This is a genomic window from Enterobacter sp. HSTU-ASh6, assembly GCF_026319105.1.
Lineage (GTDB): Bacteria > Pseudomonadota > Gammaproteobacteria > Enterobacterales > Enterobacteriaceae > Enterobacter > Enterobacter sichuanensis.
The window spans coordinates 216,549-238,945 of the sequence record NZ_WSPD01000001.1; the positions used below are offsets into that span (position 1 = coordinate 216,549).

22 protein-coding genes are annotated in these 22,397 nt (G+C 56.7%); 12 read left to right on the plus strand and 10 right to left on the minus strand.

What is annotated here, in order from left to right; genetic code table 11:
- Positions 1-7: 7 nt before the first annotated feature.
- From citC to GM298_RS01100, 10 genes are all read left to right on the plus strand, one after another.
- Positions 8-1,075 carry a [citrate (pro-3S)-lyase] ligase gene (gene citC / locus GM298_RS01055; RefSeq protein WP_266153330.1) on the plus strand — a complete coding sequence of 356 codons (1,068 nt, stop codon included), beginning with the start codon at positions 8-10 and terminating at the stop codon, positions 1,073-1,075.
- Positions 1,076-1,099: 24 nt separating this feature from the next.
- A complete protein-coding gene (citD, locus tag GM298_RS01060) occupies positions 1,100-1,390 on the plus strand; it encodes a citrate lyase acyl carrier protein (protein ID WP_266153331.1) in 291 nt (96 codons plus the stop codon).
- A complete protein-coding gene (citE, locus tag GM298_RS01065; protein WP_266153332.1) occupies positions 1,390-2,265 on the plus strand; it encodes a citrate (pro-3S)-lyase subunit beta in 876 nt (291 codons plus the stop codon). Before citD ends, citE begins: the two co-directional genes overlap by 1 nt.
- 31 nt (positions 2,266-2,296) lie before the next feature.
- A complete protein-coding gene (gene citF / locus GM298_RS01070) occupies positions 2,297-3,817 on the plus strand; it encodes a citrate lyase subunit alpha (protein ID WP_266153333.1) in 1,521 nt (506 codons plus the stop codon).
- Between the two features lie 5 nt (positions 3,818-3,822).
- Entirely contained in the window at positions 3,823-4,362 is a 540-nt protein-coding gene (citX, locus tag GM298_RS01075) for a citrate lyase holo-[acyl-carrier protein] synthase (RefSeq protein WP_266153334.1), read from the plus strand.
- The gene (citG, locus tag GM298_RS01080; RefSeq protein WP_266153335.1) at positions 4,337-5,212 is read left to right on the plus strand and encodes a triphosphoribosyl-dephospho-CoA synthase CitG; all 876 of its coding nucleotides are present in this window, start codon (positions 4,337-4,339) and stop codon (positions 5,210-5,212) included. Before citX ends, citG begins: the two co-directional genes overlap by 26 nt.
- Positions 5,213-5,229: 17 nt before the next feature.
- Complete coding sequence (locus GM298_RS01085; RefSeq protein ID WP_155031233.1) at positions 5,230-5,778, plus strand: RBBP9/YdeN family alpha/beta hydrolase; 549 nt, start codon at positions 5,230-5,232, stop codon at positions 5,776-5,778.
- Positions 5,779-5,795: 17 nt separating this feature from the next.
- On the plus strand, positions 5,796-8,390 hold the full coding sequence (acnB, locus tag GM298_RS01090) for a bifunctional aconitate hydratase 2/2-methylisocitrate dehydratase (RefSeq protein WP_266153337.1): 2,595 nt from the start codon (positions 5,796-5,798) through the stop codon (positions 8,388-8,390).
- 97 nt (positions 8,391-8,487) lie between these two features.
- Positions 8,488-9,927: an anion permease gene (locus GM298_RS01095; RefSeq protein WP_266153338.1), complete on the plus strand. Its 1,440-nt coding sequence runs from the start codon at positions 8,488-8,490 to the stop codon at positions 9,925-9,927.
- Between the two features lie 70 nt (positions 9,928-9,997).
- Positions 9,998-10,447: a hypothetical protein gene (locus tag GM298_RS01100; protein WP_266153339.1), complete on the plus strand. Its 450-nt coding sequence runs from the start codon at positions 9,998-10,000 to the stop codon at positions 10,445-10,447.
- A 142-nt stretch (positions 10,448-10,589) separates the two neighbouring features.
- Here GM298_RS01100 and GM298_RS01105 read toward each other — a convergent pair whose 3' ends face one another.
- Entirely contained in the window at positions 10,590-11,165 is a 576-nt protein-coding gene (locus GM298_RS01105) for a TetR family transcriptional regulator (protein ID WP_059386944.1), read from the minus strand.
- Between the two features lie 116 nt (positions 11,166-11,281).
- Here GM298_RS01105 and GM298_RS01110 point away from each other — a divergent pair, with 116 nt between their 5' ends.
- Positions 11,282-12,769 (plus strand): MFS transporter, encoded by a 1,488-nt coding sequence (locus GM298_RS01110; protein ID WP_266153340.1) that lies wholly within the window; start codon positions 11,282-11,284, stop codon positions 12,767-12,769.
- A gap of 70 nt (positions 12,770-12,839) precedes the next feature.
- Here the strand turns inward: GM298_RS01110 and GM298_RS01115 are convergent, their stop codons facing one another.
- Genes GM298_RS01115 through GM298_RS01145 form a run of 7 tightly spaced genes read right to left on the minus strand, consistent with a single transcriptional unit; the run spans position 12,840 to position 19,290 of the window.
- Positions 12,840-14,066 carry a Zn-dependent hydrolase gene (locus GM298_RS01115; RefSeq protein WP_266153341.1) on the minus strand — a complete coding sequence of 409 codons (1,227 nt, stop codon included), beginning with the start codon at positions 14,064-14,066 and terminating at the stop codon, positions 12,840-12,842.
- On the minus strand, positions 14,063-14,545 hold the full coding sequence (locus tag GM298_RS01120) for an L-2-amino-thiazoline-4-carboxylic acid hydrolase (protein WP_095449006.1): 483 nt from the start codon (positions 14,543-14,545) through the stop codon (positions 14,063-14,065). Before GM298_RS01120 ends, GM298_RS01115 begins: the two co-directional genes overlap by 4 nt.
- A 17-nt stretch (positions 14,546-14,562) precedes the next feature.
- Positions 14,563-15,720 carry a branched-chain amino acid ABC transporter substrate-binding protein gene (locus tag GM298_RS01125; protein WP_095449005.1) on the minus strand — a complete coding sequence of 386 codons (1,158 nt, stop codon included), beginning with the start codon at positions 15,718-15,720 and terminating at the stop codon, positions 14,563-14,565.
- A gap of 28 nt (positions 15,721-15,748) precedes the next feature.
- On the minus strand, positions 15,749-16,468 hold the full coding sequence (locus GM298_RS01130) for an ABC transporter ATP-binding protein (protein ID WP_025758883.1): 720 nt from the start codon (positions 16,466-16,468) through the stop codon (positions 15,749-15,751).
- Positions 16,461-17,228 (minus strand): ABC transporter ATP-binding protein, encoded by a 768-nt coding sequence (locus GM298_RS01135; protein WP_266153344.1) that lies wholly within the window; start codon positions 17,226-17,228, stop codon positions 16,461-16,463. Before GM298_RS01135 ends, GM298_RS01130 begins: the two co-directional genes overlap by 8 nt.
- Positions 17,225-18,331, minus strand: coding sequence for a branched-chain amino acid ABC transporter permease (locus tag GM298_RS01140; RefSeq protein WP_266153346.1), 1,107 nt, complete (start codon positions 18,329-18,331; stop codon positions 17,225-17,227). Before GM298_RS01140 ends, GM298_RS01135 begins: the two co-directional genes overlap by 4 nt.
- 8 nt (positions 18,332-18,339) lie before the next feature.
- Positions 18,340-19,290 carry a branched-chain amino acid ABC transporter permease gene (locus GM298_RS01145; RefSeq protein ID WP_266153355.1) on the minus strand — a complete coding sequence of 317 codons (951 nt, stop codon included), beginning with the start codon at positions 19,288-19,290 and terminating at the stop codon, positions 18,340-18,342.
- Positions 19,291-19,460: 170 nt separating this feature from the next.
- Here GM298_RS01145 and GM298_RS01150 point away from each other — a divergent pair, with 170 nt between their 5' ends.
- Positions 19,461-20,405, plus strand: coding sequence for a LysR substrate-binding domain-containing protein (locus GM298_RS01150; RefSeq protein ID WP_266153356.1), 945 nt, complete (start codon positions 19,461-19,463; stop codon positions 20,403-20,405).
- On the opposite strand, the gene GM298_RS01155 is transcribed toward GM298_RS01150, so the two are convergent.
- Positions 20,395-20,835, minus strand: a complete 441-nt coding sequence (locus GM298_RS01155) for a GFA family protein (protein WP_025758878.1) — start codon at positions 20,833-20,835, stop codon at positions 20,395-20,397. The genes GM298_RS01150 and GM298_RS01155 overlap by 11 nt on opposite strands.
- A 77-nt stretch (positions 20,836-20,912) precedes the next feature.
- Positions 20,913-21,995 carry a porin OmpC gene (gene ompC, locus GM298_RS01160; RefSeq protein WP_025758877.1) on the minus strand — a complete coding sequence of 361 codons (1,083 nt, stop codon included), beginning with the start codon at positions 21,993-21,995 and terminating at the stop codon, positions 20,913-20,915.
- Positions 21,996-22,397 lie beyond the last annotated feature (402 nt).

Below are 22,397 nucleotides of genomic sequence, written 5' to 3' on the forward strand. Positions count from 1 at the left end.
AGAGAAGATGTTCAGCGCCAGAACACCCGAGTTTGAGGTTATTAACGCCGGTAACGCTCAGGCCAGAGAGGAGGTTGCCGCTTTCCTGGCCCGCAACGGTTTAGGTATTGATGACGATATTGCGCAATTTATTGTTGCCCGCTATCAGCGCCATCTTGTCGCCTGCACCGGCATTGCGGGTAACACGTTGAAGTGCATCGCAGTGGATGCGGGGTGGCGGGGCACGTCGTTAATCCTGACGTTAATCCACGAGGCCGAACTGCAGGCGGCACAGAACGGTGAACATCAACTCTTTCTCTTTACCTGTCCGGATAACGTGAAGTCATTTCGCGGATGCGGCTTTTATCCGTTGGTGACGGTCGGGAAGCGTGCGGCATTAATGGAAAATACGCCGGTGGGGATTCATCGTTATTGCAGCGAACTTCGCCGTCAACATCTCGTGCCGGGAAATACTATTGGCGCGATTGTGATGAACGCGAATCCGTTCACCCTGGGCCATCAATATCTGATCGAGCATGCAGCAAGCCGGTGCGACCACTTGCATGTTTTCGTGGTTCAGGAAGATGTCTCTGCGTTTTCATTTAATGAACGGTTCGCGATGGTCAGGGACGGTTCCCGGCATATTACTAACGTCACGGTGCATCCGGGGTCTGCGTATATTATTTCTCGCGGCACCTTCCCGGGCTATTTCCTGAAAGACAAGCAGGTCATTGATAAAGTCTACGCGGCCATTGACCTCCTGCTGTTCAGAAATTACATCGCCCCGGCGTTGAATATTCATCATCGTTTCGTGGGTACCGAACCGTTCTGTCCGTTAACCGCTGAATATAACCGGGCAATGCATCGCTGGCTGGAAGACGAAACCAGCGCGGCGCCCCGTATTTGCGTCCATGAAATAGAAAGAAAAACGGATGGCTTTAATGTGCCGGTCTCGGCTTCAGCTGTTCGTCGATTATTAAAAGAAAACAACATCGCTGCCGCCAGCCGCATGGTGCCAGCCACCACGCGCGCGTTTCTGAATAACGGGGTGCAGCATCAGCGTTGCTTATCCGAGCCGCTGACGGCAGCGGTTTAAGCGCATTACCACAGGAAAATGGATATGAAAATTGTACAAGCCGCGATGGCGGGAACGCTGGAGTCCAGCGACCTCATGGTTAAGGTCAGCCCCGATGAGAGCGGGCTGGACGTGGTCATCCACAGCGAAGTCTATAAGCAATTCGGCGACCGAATTGCAGGAGTGGTGAATGAAACGCTCTCTGCGTTCAACATCGAACAGGGGCAGATCATTATTGATGATAAAGGCGCGCTGGACTGCGTGATCCGCGCCCGCGTGCAGGCTGCACTGCTCAGAGGGACAGCCCGGGAAGACATTGCATGGGAAACGTTATAATGAAAAAGTTACGCCGCAGTATGTTATTTATTCCCGGTTCAAGTGCTGCCATGTTGTCGACGGCATTTATCTATAAACCTGACTCTATTATGTTTGACCTGGAAGATGCCGTGGCGCTGAAAGAAAAAGACAGCGCGCGCCTTCTGGTATTTCATGCTCTGCAACACCCGATGTACAACGATATTGAAACCGTTGTTCGAATTAACCCGCTAAATACCCCTTTCGGTTTGAAGGATCTTGACGCTGCCGTCAGGGCGGGGGTGGATGTTATTCGTCTGCCGAAAACCGACTCTCCGGAAGATATCTATCAGCTCGAACGTGAAATCGTCCGCATTGAAGAAACCTGCGGCCGTCCTGTTGGCTCCACGAAATTAATGGCCGCGATTGAATCAGCCGTGGGGGTTATTAACGCGGTCGCCATTGCGAAATCGTCCGACCGTTTAATGGGTATTGCGCTGGCCGCTTTTGATTATGTGATGGATATGCAAACCGAGCGGGGCGACGGGACAGAGCTGTTTTATGCGCGGTGCGCGGTATTACATGCCGCGCGCGGAGCCGGTATCGACGCGTTCGATGTGGTGTACGCCGACGTGAATGACGAGGCCGGTTTCCTGAAAGAAGTGGATCTTATCCGCCGGATGGGCTTCAACGGAAAATCGCTGATTAACCCGCGACAAATTGAAATTCTTCATAACGCCTACGCTCCCACCCAGGAAGAAGTGGATTACGCACAGCGCGTGCTTGCCGCTGCAGAAGAGGGCGAACGCAACGGACTCGGAGTGGTCTCGCTGAACGGCAAAATGATCGACGCGCCGATTATTAACCATGCCCGGGTTGTTATCGAACGCAAAAATGCCTCTGGCATTCGTCAGTAATCACCTTTTTTCGCAAGCGACAGGATGAATAATGAAAAATCTCACTGAAACCCTGCACCATATTCCCGGTACGCGTCGTGAATACGTCGCCTTCAGCGGCGCTAACGCGACGACGCCGTATCTTTCTGATACACAGCAAAAGTATCAGCGCAAACTTTTTGCCAGCGTGGACGAGGTGCTGGACCGTTGCGATCTGCATGACGGCATGACCGTCTCCTTCCATCACGCTTTCCGCGAAGGCGACAAGGTGATCAACTATGTGATGGATAAGCTGGCTCAGCGCGGTCTTAAAGGGCTCACGCTCGCGTCCAGTTCGTTAATGTCATGCAATACGCCGCTTATCGGGCACATTCGCAATGGTGTGATTGGCAAAATCTACACCTCCGGGATGCGTGGTGAACTCGCGGATGCGATTTCACACGGACTGATGGACGAACCGGTACAGATCCACTCCCACGGCGGACGGGTGAATCTGATTCAGAAGGGCGAAATTACCATTGATATCGCTTTTCTGGCGGTCTCCTGCTGCGATGAATATGGCAATGCCAGCGGCAACGGCGGTACCTCGCAGTGCGGCTCGCTGGGTTACGCCATGGTCGATGCGCAGTATGCCAAAAAGGTGGTCCTGCTTACCGAAACCCTGAAGTCTTTCCCTAATCTGCCGGCCAGTATCGTTCAGGATCGGGTTGACTATGTGGTGCAGATTGATAGCGTCGGCGATCCGGCCAAAATCAGCGTCGGCGCCGCCAGGGTGACCAGTAATCCACGCGAACTGATGATTGCCCGTTCTGCTGCCGACGTTATCGAACACTCTGGTTATTTCCGCAACGGCTTTTCCATTCAGACCGGTTCAGGTGCGGCATCCACCGCCTGTACGCGGTTTATGGAAGCCCGGATGCGCAAACACAATATTGTCGCCCGGTTCGCGCTCGGCGGGATCACCGGCAGCATTGTCGATCTGCATCAAAAGGGCTTAATTGAAAAGATCCTCGATACGCAAAGCTTTGACGGTGCGGCGGCGGCCTCCATGGCAGTCAATCCCAATCATGTTGAAATCTCCACTAACGTCTACGCCAACCCGGCGGCCAAAGCCGCCTGCTGCGACAGGGTCGATGTGGTCATCCTCAGCGCGCTGGAGGTGGACACTCGGTTCAACGTCAATGTCCTTACCGGTTCCGACGGGGTGATGCGCGGCGCGTCAGGCGGGCATTGCGACGTCGCGGCGGCGGCCAATCTCACCATTGTGGTTGCTCCGCTGATCCGCAGCCGAATTCCAACCGTTGTCCGGCAGGTTACCACCCTGGTAACACCGGGGGAGAGTATCGACGTTCTGGTTACCGATCACGGTATTGCCGTTAACCCGGCGCGCCCGGAGGTCCGTGAACGCCTGACTCACGCCGGGCTGACCGTCGTCGACATCGAGGCGCTGTATCAGAAGGCGTTGCTTATCTCGGGTGAGCCTAAGCCGGTGGCGTTTACCGACCGGATCGTTGGCGTGGTGCGCTACCGCGACGGCAGCGTAATTGATGTGGTTCACCAGGTGAAGGAGTGATCCCCATGACGGATAACGCATCGAATACCTCTGTTTCGCTGGAACAGGTGCTGACGTCAAAAGAGCAGCGCGCACGCCGACAGCAGGCGTGGCTGTTTCAGTCGGATCATACCGTGGTATCCGTCACGCTGGTCTGGCCGGGAGCGGTGAAGGATACCGGTCTGGCCCGACGGGTGATGGCCGTTGCGAATGAGGCGCTCGGTGAGCTATTCCGCACGCATCAGTGGACGGTCTGCCGCCAGCAGACCCTGCAGCCGGTCACCGGGCCGGAAGCGCTCTGGTCGGTGGCGGCCCCGGCATGGATGATCAAGCACGTCACCGCGCATCTCGAAGATAACCATCCTCTGGGACGCCTGTGGGATATCGACGTGTTGTGTCCGAAAACGGGACTGCTGAAAAGAAGCGCCATCCAGCAGCCGATGCGCAGATGTTTTATCTGTCATGAACCTGCTCATGTCTGCTCGCGTATGCGACGCCATTCCCTGCCCGAGCTTATGCGCGTAATTGAGGCGTTTACCGATGACTACTTCGCTTGCCAGCTGTAATACGCCAGCCCCCCAGCAGAGCGTCGCGGCGCTGGCGGTCGAGGCTCTGTACCGGGAAATCCGCTTAACCCCGAAACCGGGCCTGGTGGATCGCGAAAACAGCGGAGCGCATCGCGATATGAATTACGCGCTGTTTATGGCCAGTATCGCGGCCATTGCCCCGTCGTTCACCGCGTTCTTTAACGTCGGCAGGGAGACGGCCCGCCTTACCGGGCCGCAAACGCTGCGGGCAATAAGGCCGGTCGGTCTGGCCTGCGAGCAGGCGATGTTCAACGCCACCGGCGGGGTGAATACCCATAAAGGCGGCATCTTCTCCCTGGGGCTGCTCTGTGCCGCGGCGGGGCGTCTGACGCAAAGGCAGGAAAGCCTCACGCAGCGCAGCCTGTGCGATGAGAGCAGGACGATTTGCGCTGGCATCGTTGACCGGGAGCTGAAAAATCGCGGCGTTGCGAAAACGAAGGGCGAGCAGCAGTTCCAGGCATACGGTTTAACCGGTGCCCGAGGGGAAGCTGAAAGCGGTTTTGCCACCGTCCGCCACGCCGGGCTGCCTCACTTTGAAATGGCACTGCGCCAGGGAGCCTCTGAGGACGACGCGTTACTGAGGATGTTGCTCGGGCTGATGGCGGCGAATCCGGATACCAATCTTGTTTCACGGGGGGGACCCGAAGGGCTGAATTATGCCAGACGCTATTCCAGACGACTTTTAGCGGTGAAACATCTGACGCCGGAGAGATTAGTTCACGCCTTAACCCGCATGGACGCTCAGTTTATTCGCCGGAATTTAAGCCCGGGTGGGAGCGCAGATCTTATCGCCGTCGGATGGTTATTGTCACAGTTTCCCTCCGAATAATCGAAAAGGAAAACGTCATGATTGAACAACGCCTCCAGCAGCTCAGTAGCGTCTATACCGTGGTTCTGGTGCCGGGTCTGAGAGACAGCGATGAACATCACTGGCAAAGCTGCTGGGGGCGACGTTTTCCTTTCTGGAAGCGAATTCAGCAGAAAAACTGGTTCGAGCCCGATATTGAAAACTGGATCTCCGCCATTACCCGGGAGCTGGCGCAGTGCCCGCTGCCCGCCATCCTCGTCGGGCATAGCTTTGGCGCGCTGGCATCGTGTCGGCTGCTGCAAACACGACCGGTAAACGTCGCCGGGGTGGTGATGGTCGCACCGGCAGAGCCCGCGTTTTTCGGCCTTGAAGAGGCCATTCAGCCTGCGCCATTACCGGTTCCCTGCCTGATGTTTGCCAGCAGAAACGATCCCTTGATGCGCTTCTCCCGCGCGCAGTTCTGGGCTGCCTGTTGGAAGGGGCAGTTAATCGATATCGGCGAGGCCGGACATATTAATGCCGAATCTGGCCACGGTGAATGGCCTTACGGACTTGAACGACTAACAGAATTTTGTGAACAACTTTAGCTTTAACAGGAGAACCTATGTTAGATGATTACACTCAGCACCGGAACGTCCGCCAGGAGGCGGGTATTCCGGCGAAACCGTTAACAGCGGAACAGACAGCGGCGCTGATCCAGCGTTTACTTCACGATGCCCCGACACATCACCCGCAATTAATCGATTTATTAACCCACTGCGTCCCACCGGGTGTCGATCCTGCGGCAAAGTTAAAAGCAGAGTTTTTATTTAAGGTGGCGTTGCAGGACTACCGTGTTAACGGTCTCTCCCCCGAAGCGGCCACCACGCTGCTGGGTACCATGCAGGGCGGCTATAATGTCCAGCCGCTGATTGCGCTGCTTGACCATCCGGACCTGGCGCCGTTGGCCGCACAGCAGCTCTCTACGACCATCCTCATTTTCGAAAAATTCAGCCAGGTTGAAGCCAAAGCGATGGCCGGTAACATCCATGCGAAAGCGGTGCTTCACGCGTGGGCCAATGCCGAATGGTTTACCCGCCGCCCGGCGATGGCTGAAAAAATCACCCTGAAGGTATTTAAGGTGCCCGGTGAGACCAATACTGACGATTTGTCTCCGGCACCGGAGGCATGGTCACGGCCGGATATTCCGCTGCATGCGCTCTCCATGCTCAGTAACGCCCGGGAAGGGGTTGAGCCTGATGAACCCGGCGTGCGCGGGCCGTTGCGCCAGCTGGCAGAATTAAAAGCGGCTGGCTGGCCGCTGGTCTATGTTGGCGACGTTGTGGGAACCGGATCGTCACGTAAATCCGCCACCAACTCCATCTTATGGCACATCGGGAACGATATTCCTTTCGTGCCGAATAAACGCAACGGCGGGTTTGTGTTTGGCGGCAAGATCGCCCCCATTTTCTTTAATACGCTCGAAGATTCCGGTGCCTTGCCGGTAGAGATGGATGTCTCCACGCTGACGACCGGGATGCTGATCGATCTTTATCCCTGGAAAGGCGAAATTCGTGAGACCGAAAGTCAGCGTCTGGTGACGACCTTTACGCTTAAAACCGAGGTGCTGCTGGATGAAGTGCGTGCCGGCGGGCGGATCCCGTTGATTATCGGACGCAGCCTGACGGCGAAAGCGCGGGAATCGCTGAAGCTTGCGCCTTCTGAGGTCTTCCGCCAGCCTGCGGCACCTGCGCCTTCCACCGCCGGTTTTACGCTGGCCCAGAAGATGGTGGGTAAAGCCTGCGGCGTCGCGGGGATCCGTCCCGGACAGTATTGCGAGCCAAAAATTTCGACAGTCGGTTCACAGGATACCACCGGCGGGATGACGCGTGATGAGCTGACCGATCTGGCGTGCCTGACGTTTTCAGCCGATCTGGTGATGCAGTCTTTTTGCCACACCTCTGCGTACCCAAAGCCGGTGGATGTTCGGCTGCATGAAACGCTGCCGCAGTTTATCACCCACCGTAAGGGGGTGGCGCTCAAACCGGGTGACGGCATTATCCACTCCTGGTTAAACCGCATGCTGCTGCCGGATACGGTAGGCACCGGTGCTGATTCCCATACCCGTTTCCCGCTGGGGATCTCCTTCCCGGGCGGCTCCGGACTGGTGGCGTTCGCCGCGGCAACGGGCATTATGCCGCTGGATATGCCGGAATCGGTGCTGGTTCGCTTTAAAGGTGAGATGCAAAAAGGCATCACCCTGCGCGATCTTGTTCACGCTATTCCGCTGTATGCCAGAAAACAGGGGCTGCTGACGGTCGAGAAAAAGAATAAGCGCAATGTTTTCTCGGGCCGAATCCTCGAAATCGAGGGGCTGGAAGCATTAAGTGCAGAGCAGGCGTTTGAACTGGCCGACGCGTCGGCTGAACGGTCCGCTGCCGCCTGCGTGATGCGCCTGGCGGAAGAGAAGGTGGTGCAATACCTGCGCTCCAATGCGGCTCTGCTGCGCTGGATGGTTCAGCAGGGGTACGAAAACGCCACCACGCTTGAACGGCGTATCGCGGAGATTGAGGCCTGGCTGGCTAACCCGTCGCTGCTCTGCGCCGATCCAGATGCGGAATACGCGGCCGTCATTGAGATTGACCTCAATGAGATCACCGAACCGGTAGTCTGCGCGCCGGACGATCCGGATGATGCCCGTCTGCTTTCTGAGGTGGCCAGCACGCCGATAGAAGAGGTCTTTATTGGCTCCTGCATGACCAATATCGGCCATTTCCGGGCTGCCGGGACAATCATGGCCGAGGCCAGCGAAAGTCAGGCGCGTTTGTGGCTCGCTCCGCCGACAAAAATGGATGCCCAACAACTCTCTCGTGAAGGCTATTTTAATCAGTTTATTCAATCGGGCGCGCGCATTGAGCCCGCGGGCTGTTCACTCTGTATGGGGAACCAGGCGAGGGTGCGCGAAGGAAGTCACGTGGTATCAACGTCCACCCGAAATTTCCCGCATCGCCTGGGAACAAATGCCAAAGTCTTCCTGGCATCGGCTGAATTAAGTACCGTTGCGGCAATCCTGGGTAAAATGCCCACCGTTGACGAGTATTTTCGCTATACCGATAAACTTCGTGACGTCCATGAAAATATCTATCGTTATCTCAGTTTTGACACCCTGGCTGAATATCAAACCACAAAAGGTGATAATATCCAGATTGTTACCGTGTAATTCTTTATTATTTGTTCGATAAATATTATTTAGCCGGCAGAGACCTCTCGCAGGAGTGGTCTCTGCTCTTCAGGGACCCTTTTCTCATGGGTGAGATATGCTTAAATCCAATGTTTTAAAAACAATCTTACTTGCCATTATTATATTATTATCAATATTTATTCCTCCGCCTGATGGATTAACCAAAGAGGCGTGGATCCTGGCAGGCATTTATCTTTCCGCAATCGTAGGGCTGGTGATTAAACCCTATCCTGAACCTGTCATCATGCTGGTCGCGGTCGCATTAACCTGTTTTACCGTGACCAAATTCCCCGATTCTCCCGTGAAATCCATGGACGTTCTTAGCGGATACGCCTCAGGCACCACCTGGCTTGTGTTCAGCGCCTTTACCCTTAGCGCGGCGTTTGTCACCACCGGTCTGGGAAAACGCCTTGCCTACTGGTTTATCCTGAAATTTGGCAGCACGACGCTGAGACTGGGCTATGTAACCGCCTTGCTGGATTTGGTGCTGGCACCCGCCACGCCCTCAAATACCGCGCGGGCAGGTGGGGTGGTTTTCCCTATTATTAACAGTATCGCGACCGTACTGGGGTCAACGCCACAAGAGTCACCGTGCAAGGCCGGACGTTATTTAATGGTCAATGTCTATATGGTGACTAAAACGACCAGCTATATGTTTTTAACCGGTTTTGCCGGGAACGCATTAGCGCTACAGCTTATTTCCGAGATTTTCCATATTCATATTAGCTGGATCGGCTGGATGCTGGCGGGTGCCCCGTTGGGATTATTGATGCTGTGTATTATTCCCTATATTTGTTACCGCGTCGCCTCGCCGGAAATTAAAAAGATTGATAATGTCGCGATTGCGACTGATGGGCTGAAAAGCCTGGGGGCGATGAGTCTCAAAGAGAAAGGGCTGGTGGTGATTTTTATCGCCGCGTTACTGGGTTGGATCTTTTCTCGCCATCTTGGACTGAATGAATCCGCTGTCGCCATTATCGCGATGGGGGCCGCACTGCTGTTTAATATTATCGGCTGGAGTGATGTTCAGAAAAATAAAGGTGGCTGGAATACCCTGATGTGGTACGGCGGCATCATTGGTCTGAGCGCCACCCTGAGCAAAGAGGGCTTTTTCCGCTGGCTGGCTGATTTCCTGTCAGCGCATCTGGATTTCCTCAGCGCCGGTAATATGACCATCGTGATTATCGTGTTTCTCAGCGTACTGGTTCGCTATTTCTTTGCCTCCGGCGGGGCCTACGTGGCGGCCATGGTGCCGGTCTTCGCCACCGTGGGTCTGGTCACCGGCACGGCGCCCGTACTGCTGGCGCTTGCCATTCTGTTTTCCAACTCGTATGGTGGCTGTATCACCCACTATGGTGGCGCGGCAGGTCCAATTATCTTCGCCTCCGGCTATAACGACATTAAGTCATGGTGGACAATCGGCACAATCGTGGCGCTGGGCACGTTTTTAGTCCATATGTTCCTCGGCATACCGTGGTGGGGTTTCCTGATGCAGCACGGTATGCTGCAGTATTAATCGCCCGGTGGCGGCTACGCCTTACCGGGCCTACAGTCCACGCGGCGGCATTACTCGAAGGCATGTTGATATGGAAATCGTATTACGAAATAAATTCAGTTCATTGGGAATGTTTCTGGGGGGAATTGCACTCATTCTCTCAATCGTGCAGTTTTCATTTGGACCGTTTTCTCCAAAGCCGCCAGCGATTGAGGTTATTGTTGCTGAGAAAGTGTCGGCTGTAAAACAAGGGGTAATTGCGGGGCTAAAGGGAGAGCGTCCTGCTGCCCGAACCGAAAAAACGAAGGTTGATATTGACAGCATTCTTCTTAACGCCGGGACTATTCTCGCTGTTGTGGCACTGGGACTTTCGTTCATCGGAGGAATGTGTAAGGAGAGCCGTTGGGGTATCTCTGGGGCACTGCTATTCTCAGGGCTAACGCTTACCTTTCATGCTGTGCTGCTTGCGTTCGGGCTGATCGTCGCGGTGTTGTTGCTGTTATTTATTCTCTCTCTGCTAACCGGAGGTTCACTAAGTTGATTTCAGCCCGGTGGCGGCTACGCCTTACCGGGCCTGGAGGAACCGGAACGTAGGTCGGGTAAGGCGTAGCCGCCACCCGACAAAATCATCGGCGATCAGCGGCATCACGCGCCCAGGTTGCCCAGCCCGTCCTTCAGGAGTATTAACCCAATTCGAGGGAGATCAGCTTGTCGAGATGCTGATTAAACGCCGCGTCATCCATCTCAGGCATATTCAGGACATACATCCCGTCAAGACCACACACCAGCCCGATCAACCGCCAGGCAATATTTTCCGCTCGATCGGTAAGCGTAAACGCGTTGGCCTCCGCCCCCGCGCGGATAATCGCCACGGTCTCCTGATGCCACATCTCCATGGTCATCACATAGGCGCTTTTAATGTCAGCGTCGCGGCTGGCCAGGAGCTGCGCCTCCCGCCACAGGCGAATATAGGGCTCAAACCCGCCATCATCGCTGCCGAGCATAGCGTGCAGCCGCTCCCGCCAGCTGGCGTTTTCACCCACCACGTCGGCATCCAGTAGCGCACGGATCAGCCGCACGAAGGCCAGCGATTTTAGCTCCCCACCGGAGGTAAAATGATGGTGAACCTGTCCGGTCGCGACCCCGGCTTCAGCCGCAATGCGGCGTACCGTCATGGCCGTCAGTCCTTCAGCCAGCGCCACGCGCATGGCGGCCTGTAAGATGGCTTCCCGCCGTTCATCCTTGCTCAGATATCGCATGTTGACTCACTCTCAATGGGAACGAAACGAGTGTAACAAAAAGCTGGACACGCGTTCAACTTTCCGTAGGATCGCATTCTGGACATGTGTCCATATTTGCAATGAAAAGGAAATTTATGTTTGGTCAGTGGTTAGCGTTAGTGATTATCGTGCTGGTGTATATTCCGGTGGCGATCGACGCGACGGTGCTGCACGTGGCGGCGCCGACATTGAGCATGACGCTGGGCGCCAGCGGCAATGAATTGCTGTGGATCATTGATATTTACTCGCTGGTGATGGCGGGAATGGTGCTGCCGATGGGTGCCCTGGGCGATCGGATTGGTTTTAAACGACTGCTGATGATGGGCAGTACGCTGTTTGGCCTGTCGTCCCTGGCGGCCGCGTTTGCCCCGTCGGCAGGATGGCTGATAGCGGCCCGCGCCTCGCTGGCAATCGGCGCGGCGATGATCATTCCGGCTACGCTTGCCGGGATCCGTACGCTGTTTGTCGATGCGCGTGATCGTAACATTGCGCTTGGCGTCTGGGCGGCGGTGGGGTCCGGTGGCGCGGCGTTCGGTCCGCTGATCGGCGGTATGCTGCTTGAGAATTTTTACTGGGGATCGGTATTCCTGATCAATGTCCCGATCGTGCTGGTGGTGGTTTCGCTGGCGGCGCGTTTTGTACCCCGTCAGCAGGGGCGTCCGGAGCAACCCCTCAATATTAGCCATGCAATCATGCTGATTGTGGCGATTTTGCTGCTGGTCTACAGCGCTAAAACCGCGCTTAAAGGTGTGCTCTCGCCGTGGCTGGTTGTCAGTGCGCTGGTTGCTGGCTCGGTGCTGCTGTTTGTCTTCGTGCGTATTCAGCTTCGCGCCCGCGTGCCAATGATCGACATGCGCCTGTTCTGCCACCGCATCATTCTGAGCGGCGTGGTGATGGCGATGACCGCCATGATTGCCCTGGTCGGGTTTGAGCTGTTGATGGCTCAGGAGCTGCAGTTTGTTCACGGCTTCACGCCGTTTGAAGCGGGGATGTTCATGCTGCCGGTGATGGTCGCCAGCGGGTTCAGCGGGCCGATAGCAGGTTTCCTGGTCGGGCGTTTAGGGCTGCGCATCGTCGCGGCTGGCGGTATGGGGCTCAGCGCCGTCAGCTTTATCGGCCTGTCGTTGCTCGACTTCAGCACGCAGCAGTGGCAGGCGTGGGGGCTGATGGTGCTACTCGGCTTCAGTGCCGCCAGCGCGCTGCTGGCCTCGACTTCCGCCATTATGGCTGCCGCGCCGAAAGAGAAGGCCGCTGCCGCAGGAGCGATTGAAACCATGTCCTATGAGCTGGGGGCCGGGCTGGGGATCGCCATTTTTGGCCTGCTGTTGACCCGCAGCTTCTCGGCGTCGATTGAGCTGCCGGAGGGGCTGCACGCTTCTCTGGTCGATAAAGCCGCGTCGTCTATTGGTGAAGCGATGAAGGTGGCGCAGGAGCTGACGACGCCTCTGGCAGAATCGGTGATTGAGGCGGCAAAAAGCGCGTTTATCACCTCGCACAGCGTGGCGCTGGGCAGCGCGGGAGGCATGCTGCTGTTGCTGGCCGTGGGGATCTGGTTTAGCCTGGCGAAGGTGCCGAAGTCCTGAAACACACCCGGTGGCGCTGCGCCTACCGGGCGTGCGGGCGCGGTGTCGTAAAGCCGGGCAAGCACCCGGCTTATTTTTCCTGGGCGGCGGCCAGCACGCTGTGCAGCAGCACGTTTGCCCCTTTCTCTGACCATTCCGGCAGGATCCTCTCTGCTTCGTTATGGCTGATGCCCTTCACGCAGGGGATGAAGATCATGCTGGCAGGCGCGACTTTGCTGACATAGCAGGTGTCGTGCCCCGCGCCAGAGACCATCGGTTTCGACGAATAGCCCAGTTCGGCCACCGCCTTCTCCGTACGCGCCAGACATGTGGTATCAAACGCAATCGGCGCATAGTCAAAAATGCGCTCAACGACAGCCGTCACGCCGCGCAGGATGAGGCTTTCAGCCACTTTATGCAGCGCAGCTTCCATGGCTTCCAGTGCCGCCTGCGAAGGATGGCGAAACTCCACGCTGCATACCACACGAGAGGGCACGACGTTGCGCGAGTTCGGCGTAACCTGCGCCATACCGATCGTCGCGCGTCCGTCTGGCGCATGCCGATAGCCAATCTCTTCCACCTTCAGCGCCAGCTCCGCAAAGGCGGTCAGCGCGTCGCGACGGCTGTGCATTGGCGTCGTTCCGGCGTGGGCGGCGAATCCGTCCAGCGTCAGGGTAAACCAGCGCTGGCCCATGGCGGCGCGGACGAGCCCGATATCCAGACCTTCATCTTCCAGAATCGGGCCCTGTTCGATATGCAACTCATAGCAGGCGTGAACCGGAAACGCGCGGGCCGGTATGTCTCCACGATAGCCTATCTCTTCAAGCGCCTCGCGAACGGTCACGCGTTTGCTGTCCATTCGGGCGTAAGCAAATGCCTCGGTAAGCTGGCCGGCCCAGACGCCTGAGGCGAGCATGGCTGGCGCAAAGCGGGCACCTTCTTCGTTGGTCCAGTTCACCAGCACAATGTCACGTTCCGTCTCAATGCGATGATCATTGAGGGTACGCAGCAGTTCCAGCCCGGCCAGCACGCCGTAAACCCCGTCGTAGTTGCCGCCGAGCGGCTGGGTATCCACGTGCGATCCGGTCATGACCGGCGCAAGCTCGCGGTTTTTCCCCGCACGGCGGATAAACATGTTGCCCATGCGGTCGACGTCGCAGGTAAATCCGGCGTCCAGCGCCCAGTCGCGCAGCAGGTTACGCGCAATACGATCTTCCGCGCTGAGTGCCAGACGGGTCACGCCACCGGCGGGCGTCCCGCCGATCTGCGCCATCATCGCAAGCGTTGACCAGAGCCGTTCGGCGTTGACGCGGATCATGGCTTGTCCTTAGTGCTGCGGTAGCGGAAATCACAGCATGCGCCGCCCTGCATGATGGTGGTGGTGCGGGTCAGTTTCACGTCCGGGGCATAGCCGACGATGAATTTTTCATCGCGCGCGCAGGAGAGCAGGTGACCAATTTCGCCCAGCCCCATTTCGTGATACATCTCCGCGTAGCGGCAGCGGGTCACGTTGTAGTTGTACTGCTGGTCGTCGGCGTCGATCACCTTCACGTCGAGGGCGTTATCTTTTTCCCACAGATACTGCAGAGCGATAAAGCTCTTCACGTCCGCGCCGTTGGGCTCTTTGCTGGCAAACGCTTTGCCCGCGTCAATCGCGGCCTGCTCAATGGCCTCGCCAATCACCGCCTGGGCGCGGGTTTTCCCTATCTCGCGCACCAGGATTTCATAAATTGGCTTAATAATTTCGGCTTCAATTTTGCGGCGGGCGAGAATGCCCAGCTCGTTATTATCACTCATCACATTGCCTCGCTGCGTTACTTCGCTTTTGCGCCGCCCAGCACGGTCTGCGGCTGCCATTTGCCGTCGACAACCTTGTAGACCGTGAACGACGGTGATTTCAGGTTGCCTTCGTTATCAAACGCAATCTGGCCGGTGACGCCAGCGTAGCTTATGGCACGCAGGGCAGGCAGATACGCGGAAGGATCAACGGAGTCTGCTTTTTCCATCGCCGCCACCAGCACGCGGGTGGCGTCATAGGCGAACGGAGCGTGCAGTTCGATATGGGTGTGGTAGCGGGACTGATACGCCTGCTCGAACGCTTTACCGCCCGGCATCTGGTCAACGGGCAGACCCGGCTCCAGGGCGACCACGCCTTCTCCCTCTTTTTGTGCCAGCTGCAGGAACGTCTGGCTGACGAATCCGCCTGCGCCCATCAGCGTGGCGTTCATGCCCAGCTGTTTGATGCGGCGCGCCAGCGGTGCGGCCTGGCTGTCGACGCCGCCGAAGAAGATCAGATCGGCATTTTTACTGCGAATGGCGGTCAGTACGGCGCTGAAATCGACCGTTTTGTCATCCACGTACTGACGATCGACAATCTTCACGCCCTGTGCTTCAAGCGATTTAATAAACTGGTCTGCCAGACCCTGACCAAAGGCTGTACGGTCGTCGATCACCGCAATGCGTTTGGCTTTCAGGGTGTTCACCGCGTACTGTCCGGCAAGCTGGCCACCGTCGTCGTCGTGCCCCATCACGCGGAAGCTGGTATCAAAACCCTGTTGAGTATAGGCATGACCGGTCGCGACCGGTGCCACCTGTGCGATGCCGGCATCATGATAGACGCGGGCCGCCGGAATGCTGGTACCGGTGTTCCAGTGGCCGACCACGCCCGCCACGCCGCTGTCCACCAGACGCTGCGCCACGGCAACCGCGGTGCGCGGATCGGACTGATCGTCTTCGGACTGCAGTGTGAAAGTCACCGCTTTGCCGCCGATGGTCGGGTGCTGTTTGTTGATGTCATCGATCGCCAGCTGCGCGCCATTCTCCAGATCTTTACCGATACGGGCAGACGGGCCGGTGAGCGGGCCCGCCAGACCGATAACCACGGTTTCACTGTCGGCGGCTCTGGTGGCCGTTGAGGCGAACCCACCGAGCAGAATAGCGGCGCTTAGCGCACTGATTTTTACTGTTTTCATTGTATTTCCCTGGTGTTGGCTGGTGTTGTTAAACGGGCATTTCGCCCAGATAAATCTGTGCAATCTGGTCGTCATCAAGCAGCGCTTTCGATTCGCCATGATGAACGATGCTGCCGCTGTCCATCACCCATGCGCTGTCGGTCACTTCCAGCGCCAGGCGAGCGTTTTGTTCGATCAGCAGCAGGGCAACCCCGCGCTCGCGCAGGCTGGCAATAACCGCAAAAATGTTCTCCACCATCTTCGGGGCAAGGCCCATCGACGGTTCGTCGAGGATCAGCAGGCGCGGCTGGCTGAGCAGGGCGCGGTTCAGGGCCAGCAGCTGTTGTTCACCGCCGGACAGTAGCCCGGCGAGCTGGTGCTGCCGTTCGCCAAGACGGGGGAAACGCTCGAAAATCGCCGCCATCTCCTGTTTTACCGTGACAGTGTCACGTCTGAGCCAGGCCCCCATCTGCAGGTTTTCCAGAACCGTCATGCGGGAGAAGATCCCGCGGCCCTCCGGGACCATCACCAGCCCGTCGCGCAGCAAGGTGTCAGGGCGCAGTTTGCGTACCGCTTTACCGTTGAATTCAATGCTGCCGCCAAAGCGTTCCAGCCCGGTAATGGCGCGCACGGTGGAGCTTTTCCCCGCGCCGTTAGCGCCGATGAGCGTAGCCTGTTCACCCTCGTGCAGGGTAAAGGAGACGCCGCGTACGGCCTGAATGCCGCCGTAATGCACGTCCAGACCTTCGACTTTCAGGAGTTCAGACATGGGCGCTACCTCCAAGCCAGGCGGCGATCACAAGAGGGTCGCGGCGCACGCTTTCCGGCGTGCCGCAGCCAAGCGTTTTGCCGTAATCCAGCACCGTCAGACGATCGCAGATATTCATCACCAGCTTGACGTCATGCTCAATCATCAAAAGGGTTTTGCCGTCATCGCGGATGCGGATGAGCAGCTCGCCGAGGGCCACTTTTTCCGCCGCGTTCATCCCGGCGGCGGGCTCATCCAGCGCCAGCAGAAGCGGATCCGTTGCCAGCGCGCGGGCGATTTCAAGACGGCGCTGGTGACCATAGGCCAGATCGCAGGCGCGATAGTGGGCGAACTGCGCAATGCCGGTATAGTCCAGCCAGTGCCACGCCTGCTCGCGGGTCTGCCGCTCTTCCGCGCGGGCGCGCTTGTGGCGGCTCAGCGCGGCCCACAGACCGTTACGGGTGCGCACGTGGCGGCCCACCATCACGTTTTCCAGCACCGACATATCGTTAAAGAGGCGCACGTTCTGGAAGGTGCGCGCAATCCCGGCGGCAGTGACTTTCTCAATGTGCTTCGGGAAATAGGGCTTACCGGCAATCGAAAACTCACCGCTGTCCGCCGGATACAGCCCGGTGATCAGGTTAAAGCAGGTGGTTTTCCCGGCCCCGTTGGGGCCGATCAGACCGTAGATCTCGCCCTTGTCCACGGTGATTGAAACATCATCCACGGCCGTCAACCCGCCGAAGCGTTTTGACATGTTGCGTACGGTTAACAGACTCATGCCTTCACCTCCTTGTGGCGTACCGGCCAGATGCCGGCAGGACGCACCAGCATCACCAGCACCAGTGCCAGGCCGTAGAACAGCTGACGCAATACTTCCGGGTCTATCAGCACCGTACCGAACAGCGCCTGCTGCACCGGTGCCGCCTGGCTGCGCAGCAGTTCCGGCAGGGCGGTGAGCAGTATCGCGCCGAGGATCACGCCCGGAATGTGTCCCATCCCGCCCAGCACCACCATCGCCAGCACGGCGATGGATTCCTGCAACGTGAAGGATTCCGGGGAGACAAAGCCCTGAAACGCGCCGAACAGTGCGCCCGCCACGCCGCCAAAAGAGGCGCCCATCGCAAAGGCCAGCAGCTTATAGTTACGCACGTTGATCCCCATCGCGCGGGCCACATCCTCATCTTCACGGATGGCGTGCCAGGCGCGGCCGATACGGGAATGCTGCAGACGCAGGCAGACGAAAATGATCGCCACAATCACCAGCATCAGCAGGTAGTACCACAGCCAAAGCGCGGGCACCTTGACGCCGAACCAGTGGTATACGCCGCTGAACTTCAGGCCGAACAGGTTCAGCGTGTCCACTCCGGTAATGCCCTTTGCACCGTTGGTGATGTTTACCGGACGGTCGAGGTTACGCATCAGGATGCGGATAATCTCCCCAAAGCCGAGGGTCACTATCGCCAGATAGTCGCCACGCAGCTTCAGCGTGGGGGCACCCAGCAAAATGCCGCAGACTGCCGCAACCAGCGCGGCGAGCGGAATAATGAGCAGGTAAGAGGTATGCAGCCCGTCCGGGAACCAGACTCCGAGGATCGGGAACACCGCCAGCAAGTGTGGCGACGCCATCAGCGCCGCGAGGTAGGCCCCGACCGCGTAAAAGGCGATAAAGCCCATGTCCAGCAGGCCGGTGTAGCCGACCACAATGTTGAGCCCCAGCGCCAGCATGATGTAGAGCAAGGCGAAGTCGATAACGCGCACCCAGTAGTTGCCGCCGAGCTGCGTGGCCACCACGGGCGCAATCAGCAGCGCGAGGCAGAATAACGTCATGCCGGAACAGAACTTGCGCGAGGTCGCCGGAGCCTGGAGTTGAAGAGTTGTCATAGTGCCCCTTACGCTCTGTTTGCCACGCGCTCGCCCAGCAGGCCTGCCGGACGGAAGACCAGCACCAGGATCAGCACGATAAACGCAAAGACATCCTGATAATTGCTGCCAAACACGCCGTGGGTCAGCTCACCCAGATAGCCCGCGCCCAGCGCTTCGATAATGCCGAGCAGGATCCCGCCAATCATGGCGCCACGAATGTTACCAATGCCCCCCAGTACGGCGGCGGTAAAAGCTTTGATTCCGGGTAAAAAGCCCATCGAGAAGCTGGCGTTACCGTAGTTGCTGGCCATCATCACGCCGGCCAGCGCGGCAAACGCGCCACCAATGGCGAACGTCAGGGTGATAATGGCATTTGGGTTAACCCCCATCAGCGTGGCCACGCGCGGGTTTTCCGCCACGGCGCGCATGCCACGACCCAGGCGAGTGTATTCCACCAGCAGCCACAGCCCGGTCATCACTGCAAGCGCCAGCGCCACGGTGACAATGCCGGTGACGGTCACAATCGCAGGCGGATGCAGTTCGCTTCCCGAGGTAACGGCAATGGGGTCCATGGGCAGGATCTGCGGGAACATTAATGGGTTGCGCGTCCAGATAATCATTGCCACGGTTTGTAGCAGGACCGAGACGCCGATACCGGAGATCAGCGGCGCCAGGCGCGGGGCATTGCGCAGTCGGCGATAGGCAAAACGTTCCACGGCCATGGCCAGAAGGGAGCAGACGACCATGGCAATCGCCAGAGCCAGGCCAAGCTGCAGCAGCAGCGGCATATGAGGGAAGGTGGCATTCAGGGCGTTAATGGCGGAGAGCGTGGTGAGCGCACCGACCATAAGAATATCGCCGTGAGCAAAGTTAATAATGCGCAAAATGCCATACACCATGGTATAGCCCAGCGCGATCAGCGCGTAAATGCTTCCCAGCATCACACCGTTGATCAATTGTTGTATGAGTGTGTCCAACGTCTGTACCCGCAAAGTGCTCTTTCTGCGGCTACCTTCCGATAAATGAATTAAATTGTAAAATACACATATATTATTTCTTATGATAAACCGGTATTGCGTTATCTCTATGATTTATATAAATATAGTCAATCACTGCTTTCGGCAGAAAAGCGTAAAGAAATCAACATATGAATAAAACAGAACAATTTGACGTTCTCCCGGCGTATGCAGAAAGTCGTCTGGCGAACGACCCGCCGCTTCGGGCTGTGCGCGCGTTTGAAGCCATCGCCCGGCTGGGCAGCGTCACGCTGGCCGCGCAGGAGCTGGCGATCTCACCGTCAGCCGTGAGCCATCAGCTCAGGGTGCTCGAAGGGTATCTGCAAATGCCGCTGACGGAGCGTCAGGGGCGCAGGCTGGTGTTAAGTCAGCACGGACGTGAATATTACCGTTCAATCCGGGCGGCCTTTAACGTGTTGCGTCAGGCGACGGAGCACCTGGCAGAGCAGGCGCAAACGCGACAGGTCACTATCAGCCTGATCCCGCTTTTTGGTATGGGGTGGTTTATTCCGCGGTTGCCCGCTTTTATGCGCGCCAATCCGCAAACCGAAATTAACGTGGTGTATGCCAACCATCGCAACTATCTGAGCGATGCGTCGGATATGTCGATTCGTTTTGGCAACGGTCAGTGGGCGGGTTATCAGAGTGAAAAGCTGATTTCCGGACAGATGGTACCGGTGTGCAGCCGCACATTTTTGCGCATCCACGGCCATATCGACACCCCTGAACAGCTGCTGCAAATGCCACTACTGCACGATGAGGAGCGAACCAGCTGGCCGCAGTGGTTTCAGTTGCAGGGGGTAAAACGTCCTCTCCGGCGCAGCGGCCCTCTGTTCGAGGACGGGCTGTTGACGCTGGCGGGCGTGCAGGCCGGGCTGGGTTGCGCGTTAATGCGTGAACCCCTGATTGCACCGTATCTTGAGAGCGGTGAACTGGTGAAGATCCTTGACTTACCCATTGATGACGGGCGCGACTATTACCTCTGCGTGCGTTCAGATTCAGAGATGACCGAGGACGGTAAGCTGCTGCAAAACTGGCTTCGTCGGGAAGCCGGTGTTCATCCTGTTACAGCGTAAGCAGGCAGTGTTTATCCAGCGCTTCAATTTCTGCGCCGGTGTAGCGCGCGTATTGCCCGGTCAGACCAAAAAACGCCGGTTGGGTTTCGGTATAGATTTCTGCTGCCAGCACCAGCCGACGTCGCTCATCTTCGCTCATCTCAAGCAGTGTCCAGGGAATGAAATAGCGCGAAGCTGAAGTCAGTTTGAACCACAGTGGGCAGCCGCAGCCGGGGCAAAACCCGCGCTCTCCACGATCCGATGAACTGAAATGAGAAGGGGCGATGGAGTCCTGCTCGACAAGCGGCTGGCCCGACGCCTCCACATACATGGCGATCCCCCCGGACCACTTCTGGCATTGCGTACAGTGGCAGGCGACCACGTCGAAATTGTTGAGGCTCACGCTGAATTGACTCATTCCGCACAAGCAGCGTCCTTTGAAAATGTGCATGGCGTACTCCTTTTTGACGCCAGAAATCCGTATAAAAAAAGCCAGCCACATGGGCTGGCTTTCTGGCGTGGCATATCTTAGAACTGGTAGGTCAGACCTACAGCGACGATGTTATCGGTCGCTACGCCAGTTGCTTTGGTGAAGCTGTTGTCGTCAACCAGGTTGATTTTGTAATCAACATAGGTAGACATGTTTTTGTTGAAGTAGTAGCTCGCGCCAACGTCAACGTATTCAACCAGATCCTGGTCGCCGTATGAACCCAGGTCTTTACCTTTGGATTTCAGGTAAGCGATGGATGGACGCAGGCCGAAGTCGAACTGGTACTGAGCAACAACTTCAAAGTTCTGTGCTTTGTTCGCGATATAACCATCACCGAAGTTGGTCATGTTGCGGGTTTCAGAGTAGGTGGTTGCCAGGTAGATGTTGTTCGCATCGTATTTCAGGCCAGCAGCCCATACTTCTGCGTTTTCACCGCCAGCGTTAACGGTGTTTGCAACGCGACCGGCAGCAACCTGACGGTCAGTACGGTCAGATTTCGCGTAGGTTGCGCCAACACCGAAGCCGTCCATTTCATAGGTAGAAGACAGACCCCAGCCGTCACCGTTCGCTTCGGTGATGTCATTACGGTCGTTTTTACCCTGGTACTGAGCGGCAACGTTCAGACCGTCAACCAGACCGAAGAAGTCGGTGTTACGGTAGGTTGCAACGCCAGTCGTACGGCCAGTCATAAAGCCATCAGTCTGAGTCCAGGTATCGCCACCGAACTCTGGCAGAACGTCAGTCCATGCGCCGATGTCGTAAGCAACACCGTAGTTACGACCGTAGTCGAAAGAACCGAATTCGTTGAATTTCAGACCTGCGAAGGCCAGACGGGTTTTGTTGCCGTCAGAGCCCTGAGATTCAGAACGGTTGCCTTTGAACTCATATTCCCACTGGCCGTAACCGGTCAGCTGATCGTTGATCTGAGTTTCGCCTTTGAAGCCCAGACGAACGTAAGTTTTGTCGCCGTCGTTATCGCTATCGTCAGAGAAATAGTGCAGACCTGTCACTTTACCGTACAGATCCAGCTTGTTACCGTCTTTGTTATAAACTTCAGCCGCGTTTACAACGCCTGCTGCCAACATGGAAGTCACTGCCACTGCAACTAATTTAAGTTTCATCTTAAATATTCCTTATAATTTTCTTCAGTATTTCCTGAGCCACTTTGAACGATTTCTAAACGAGGCTGATCGTCAATGGCATGTTATTTTTAAAAATCTTGTAGTCGCCTTTCAATAATAAGTTTCAAATTATTAGCAATAATTTCAGTTAGTGTGATCGAGATCGGATTAATGAGCGTGATAGTGAATGAATTGGTGGGTATTTGCGCAATTTTCCGGGGATTTTATTGCGGGCAATATAGTTTCGTTGTGGTTTTATAATATGCGGTAATTATCGGTATATTCGTTCTTTGTCTTGCAAAAACTTACCTTAATACCCTGTTAACCCTGTTTTTTGGCCCTAAATCAACGGCATTTTCGAGGTGTGAGCAGAAATACACAGAAACATACTATTGCACTTCG

Coding starts and splice junctions, on each gene's coding strand:
- GM298_RS01115 (WP_266153341.1), bottom strand. CDS start 14,066: ATGATCCGCGTCAACGCCGAACGGCTCTGGTCAACGCTTGCGATGATG.
- citF (WP_266153333.1), top strand. CDS start 2,297: ATGAAAAATCTCACTGAAACCCTGCACCATATTCCCGGTACGCGTCGT.
- ompC (WP_025758877.1), bottom strand. CDS start 21,995: ATGAAACTTAAATTAGTTGCAGTGGCAGTGACTTCCATGTTGGCAGCA.
- citD (WP_266153331.1), top strand. CDS start 1,100: ATGAAAATTGTACAAGCCGCGATGGCGGGAACGCTGGAGTCCAGCGAC.
- GM298_RS01105 (WP_059386944.1), bottom strand. CDS start 11,165: ATGCGATATCTGAGCAAGGATGAACGGCGGGAAGCCATCTTACAGGCC.
- citC (WP_266153330.1), top strand. CDS start 8: ATGTTCAGCGCCAGAACACCCGAGTTTGAGGTTATTAACGCCGGTAAC.
- GM298_RS01150 (WP_266153356.1), top strand. CDS start 19,461: ATGAATAAAACAGAACAATTTGACGTTCTCCCGGCGTATGCAGAAAGT.
- GM298_RS01125 (WP_095449005.1), bottom strand. CDS start 15,720: ATGAAAACAGTAAAAATCAGTGCGCTAAGCGCCGCTATTCTGCTCGGT.
- GM298_RS01135 (WP_266153344.1), bottom strand. CDS start 17,228: ATGAGTCTGTTAACCGTACGCAACATGTCAAAACGCTTCGGCGGGTTG.
- GM298_RS01110 (WP_266153340.1), top strand. CDS start 11,282: ATGTTTGGTCAGTGGTTAGCGTTAGTGATTATCGTGCTGGTGTATATT.
- GM298_RS01085 (WP_155031233.1), top strand. CDS start 5,230: ATGATTGAACAACGCCTCCAGCAGCTCAGTAGCGTCTATACCGTGGTT.
- GM298_RS01100 (WP_266153339.1), top strand. CDS start 9,998: ATGGAAATCGTATTACGAAATAAATTCAGTTCATTGGGAATGTTTCTG.
- GM298_RS01130 (WP_025758883.1), bottom strand. CDS start 16,468: ATGTCTGAACTCCTGAAAGTCGAAGGTCTGGACGTGCATTACGGCGGC.
- GM298_RS01120 (WP_095449006.1), bottom strand. CDS start 14,545: ATGAGTGATAATAACGAGCTGGGCATTCTCGCCCGCCGCAAAATTGAA.
- citX (WP_266153334.1), top strand. CDS start 3,823: ATGACGGATAACGCATCGAATACCTCTGTTTCGCTGGAACAGGTGCTG.
- GM298_RS01140 (WP_266153346.1), bottom strand. CDS start 18,331: ATGACAACTCTTCAACTCCAGGCTCCGGCGACCTCGCGCAAGTTCTGT.
- citE (WP_266153332.1), top strand. CDS start 1,390: ATGAAAAAGTTACGCCGCAGTATGTTATTTATTCCCGGTTCAAGTGCT.
- GM298_RS01155 (WP_025758878.1), bottom strand. CDS start 20,835: ATGCACATTTTCAAAGGACGCTGCTTGTGCGGAATGAGTCAATTCAGC.
- acnB (WP_266153337.1), top strand. CDS start 5,796: ATGTTAGATGATTACACTCAGCACCGGAACGTCCGCCAGGAGGCGGGT.
- citG (WP_266153335.1), top strand. CDS start 4,337: ATGACTACTTCGCTTGCCAGCTGTAATACGCCAGCCCCCCAGCAGAGC.
- GM298_RS01095 (WP_266153338.1), top strand. CDS start 8,488: ATGCTTAAATCCAATGTTTTAAAAACAATCTTACTTGCCATTATTATA.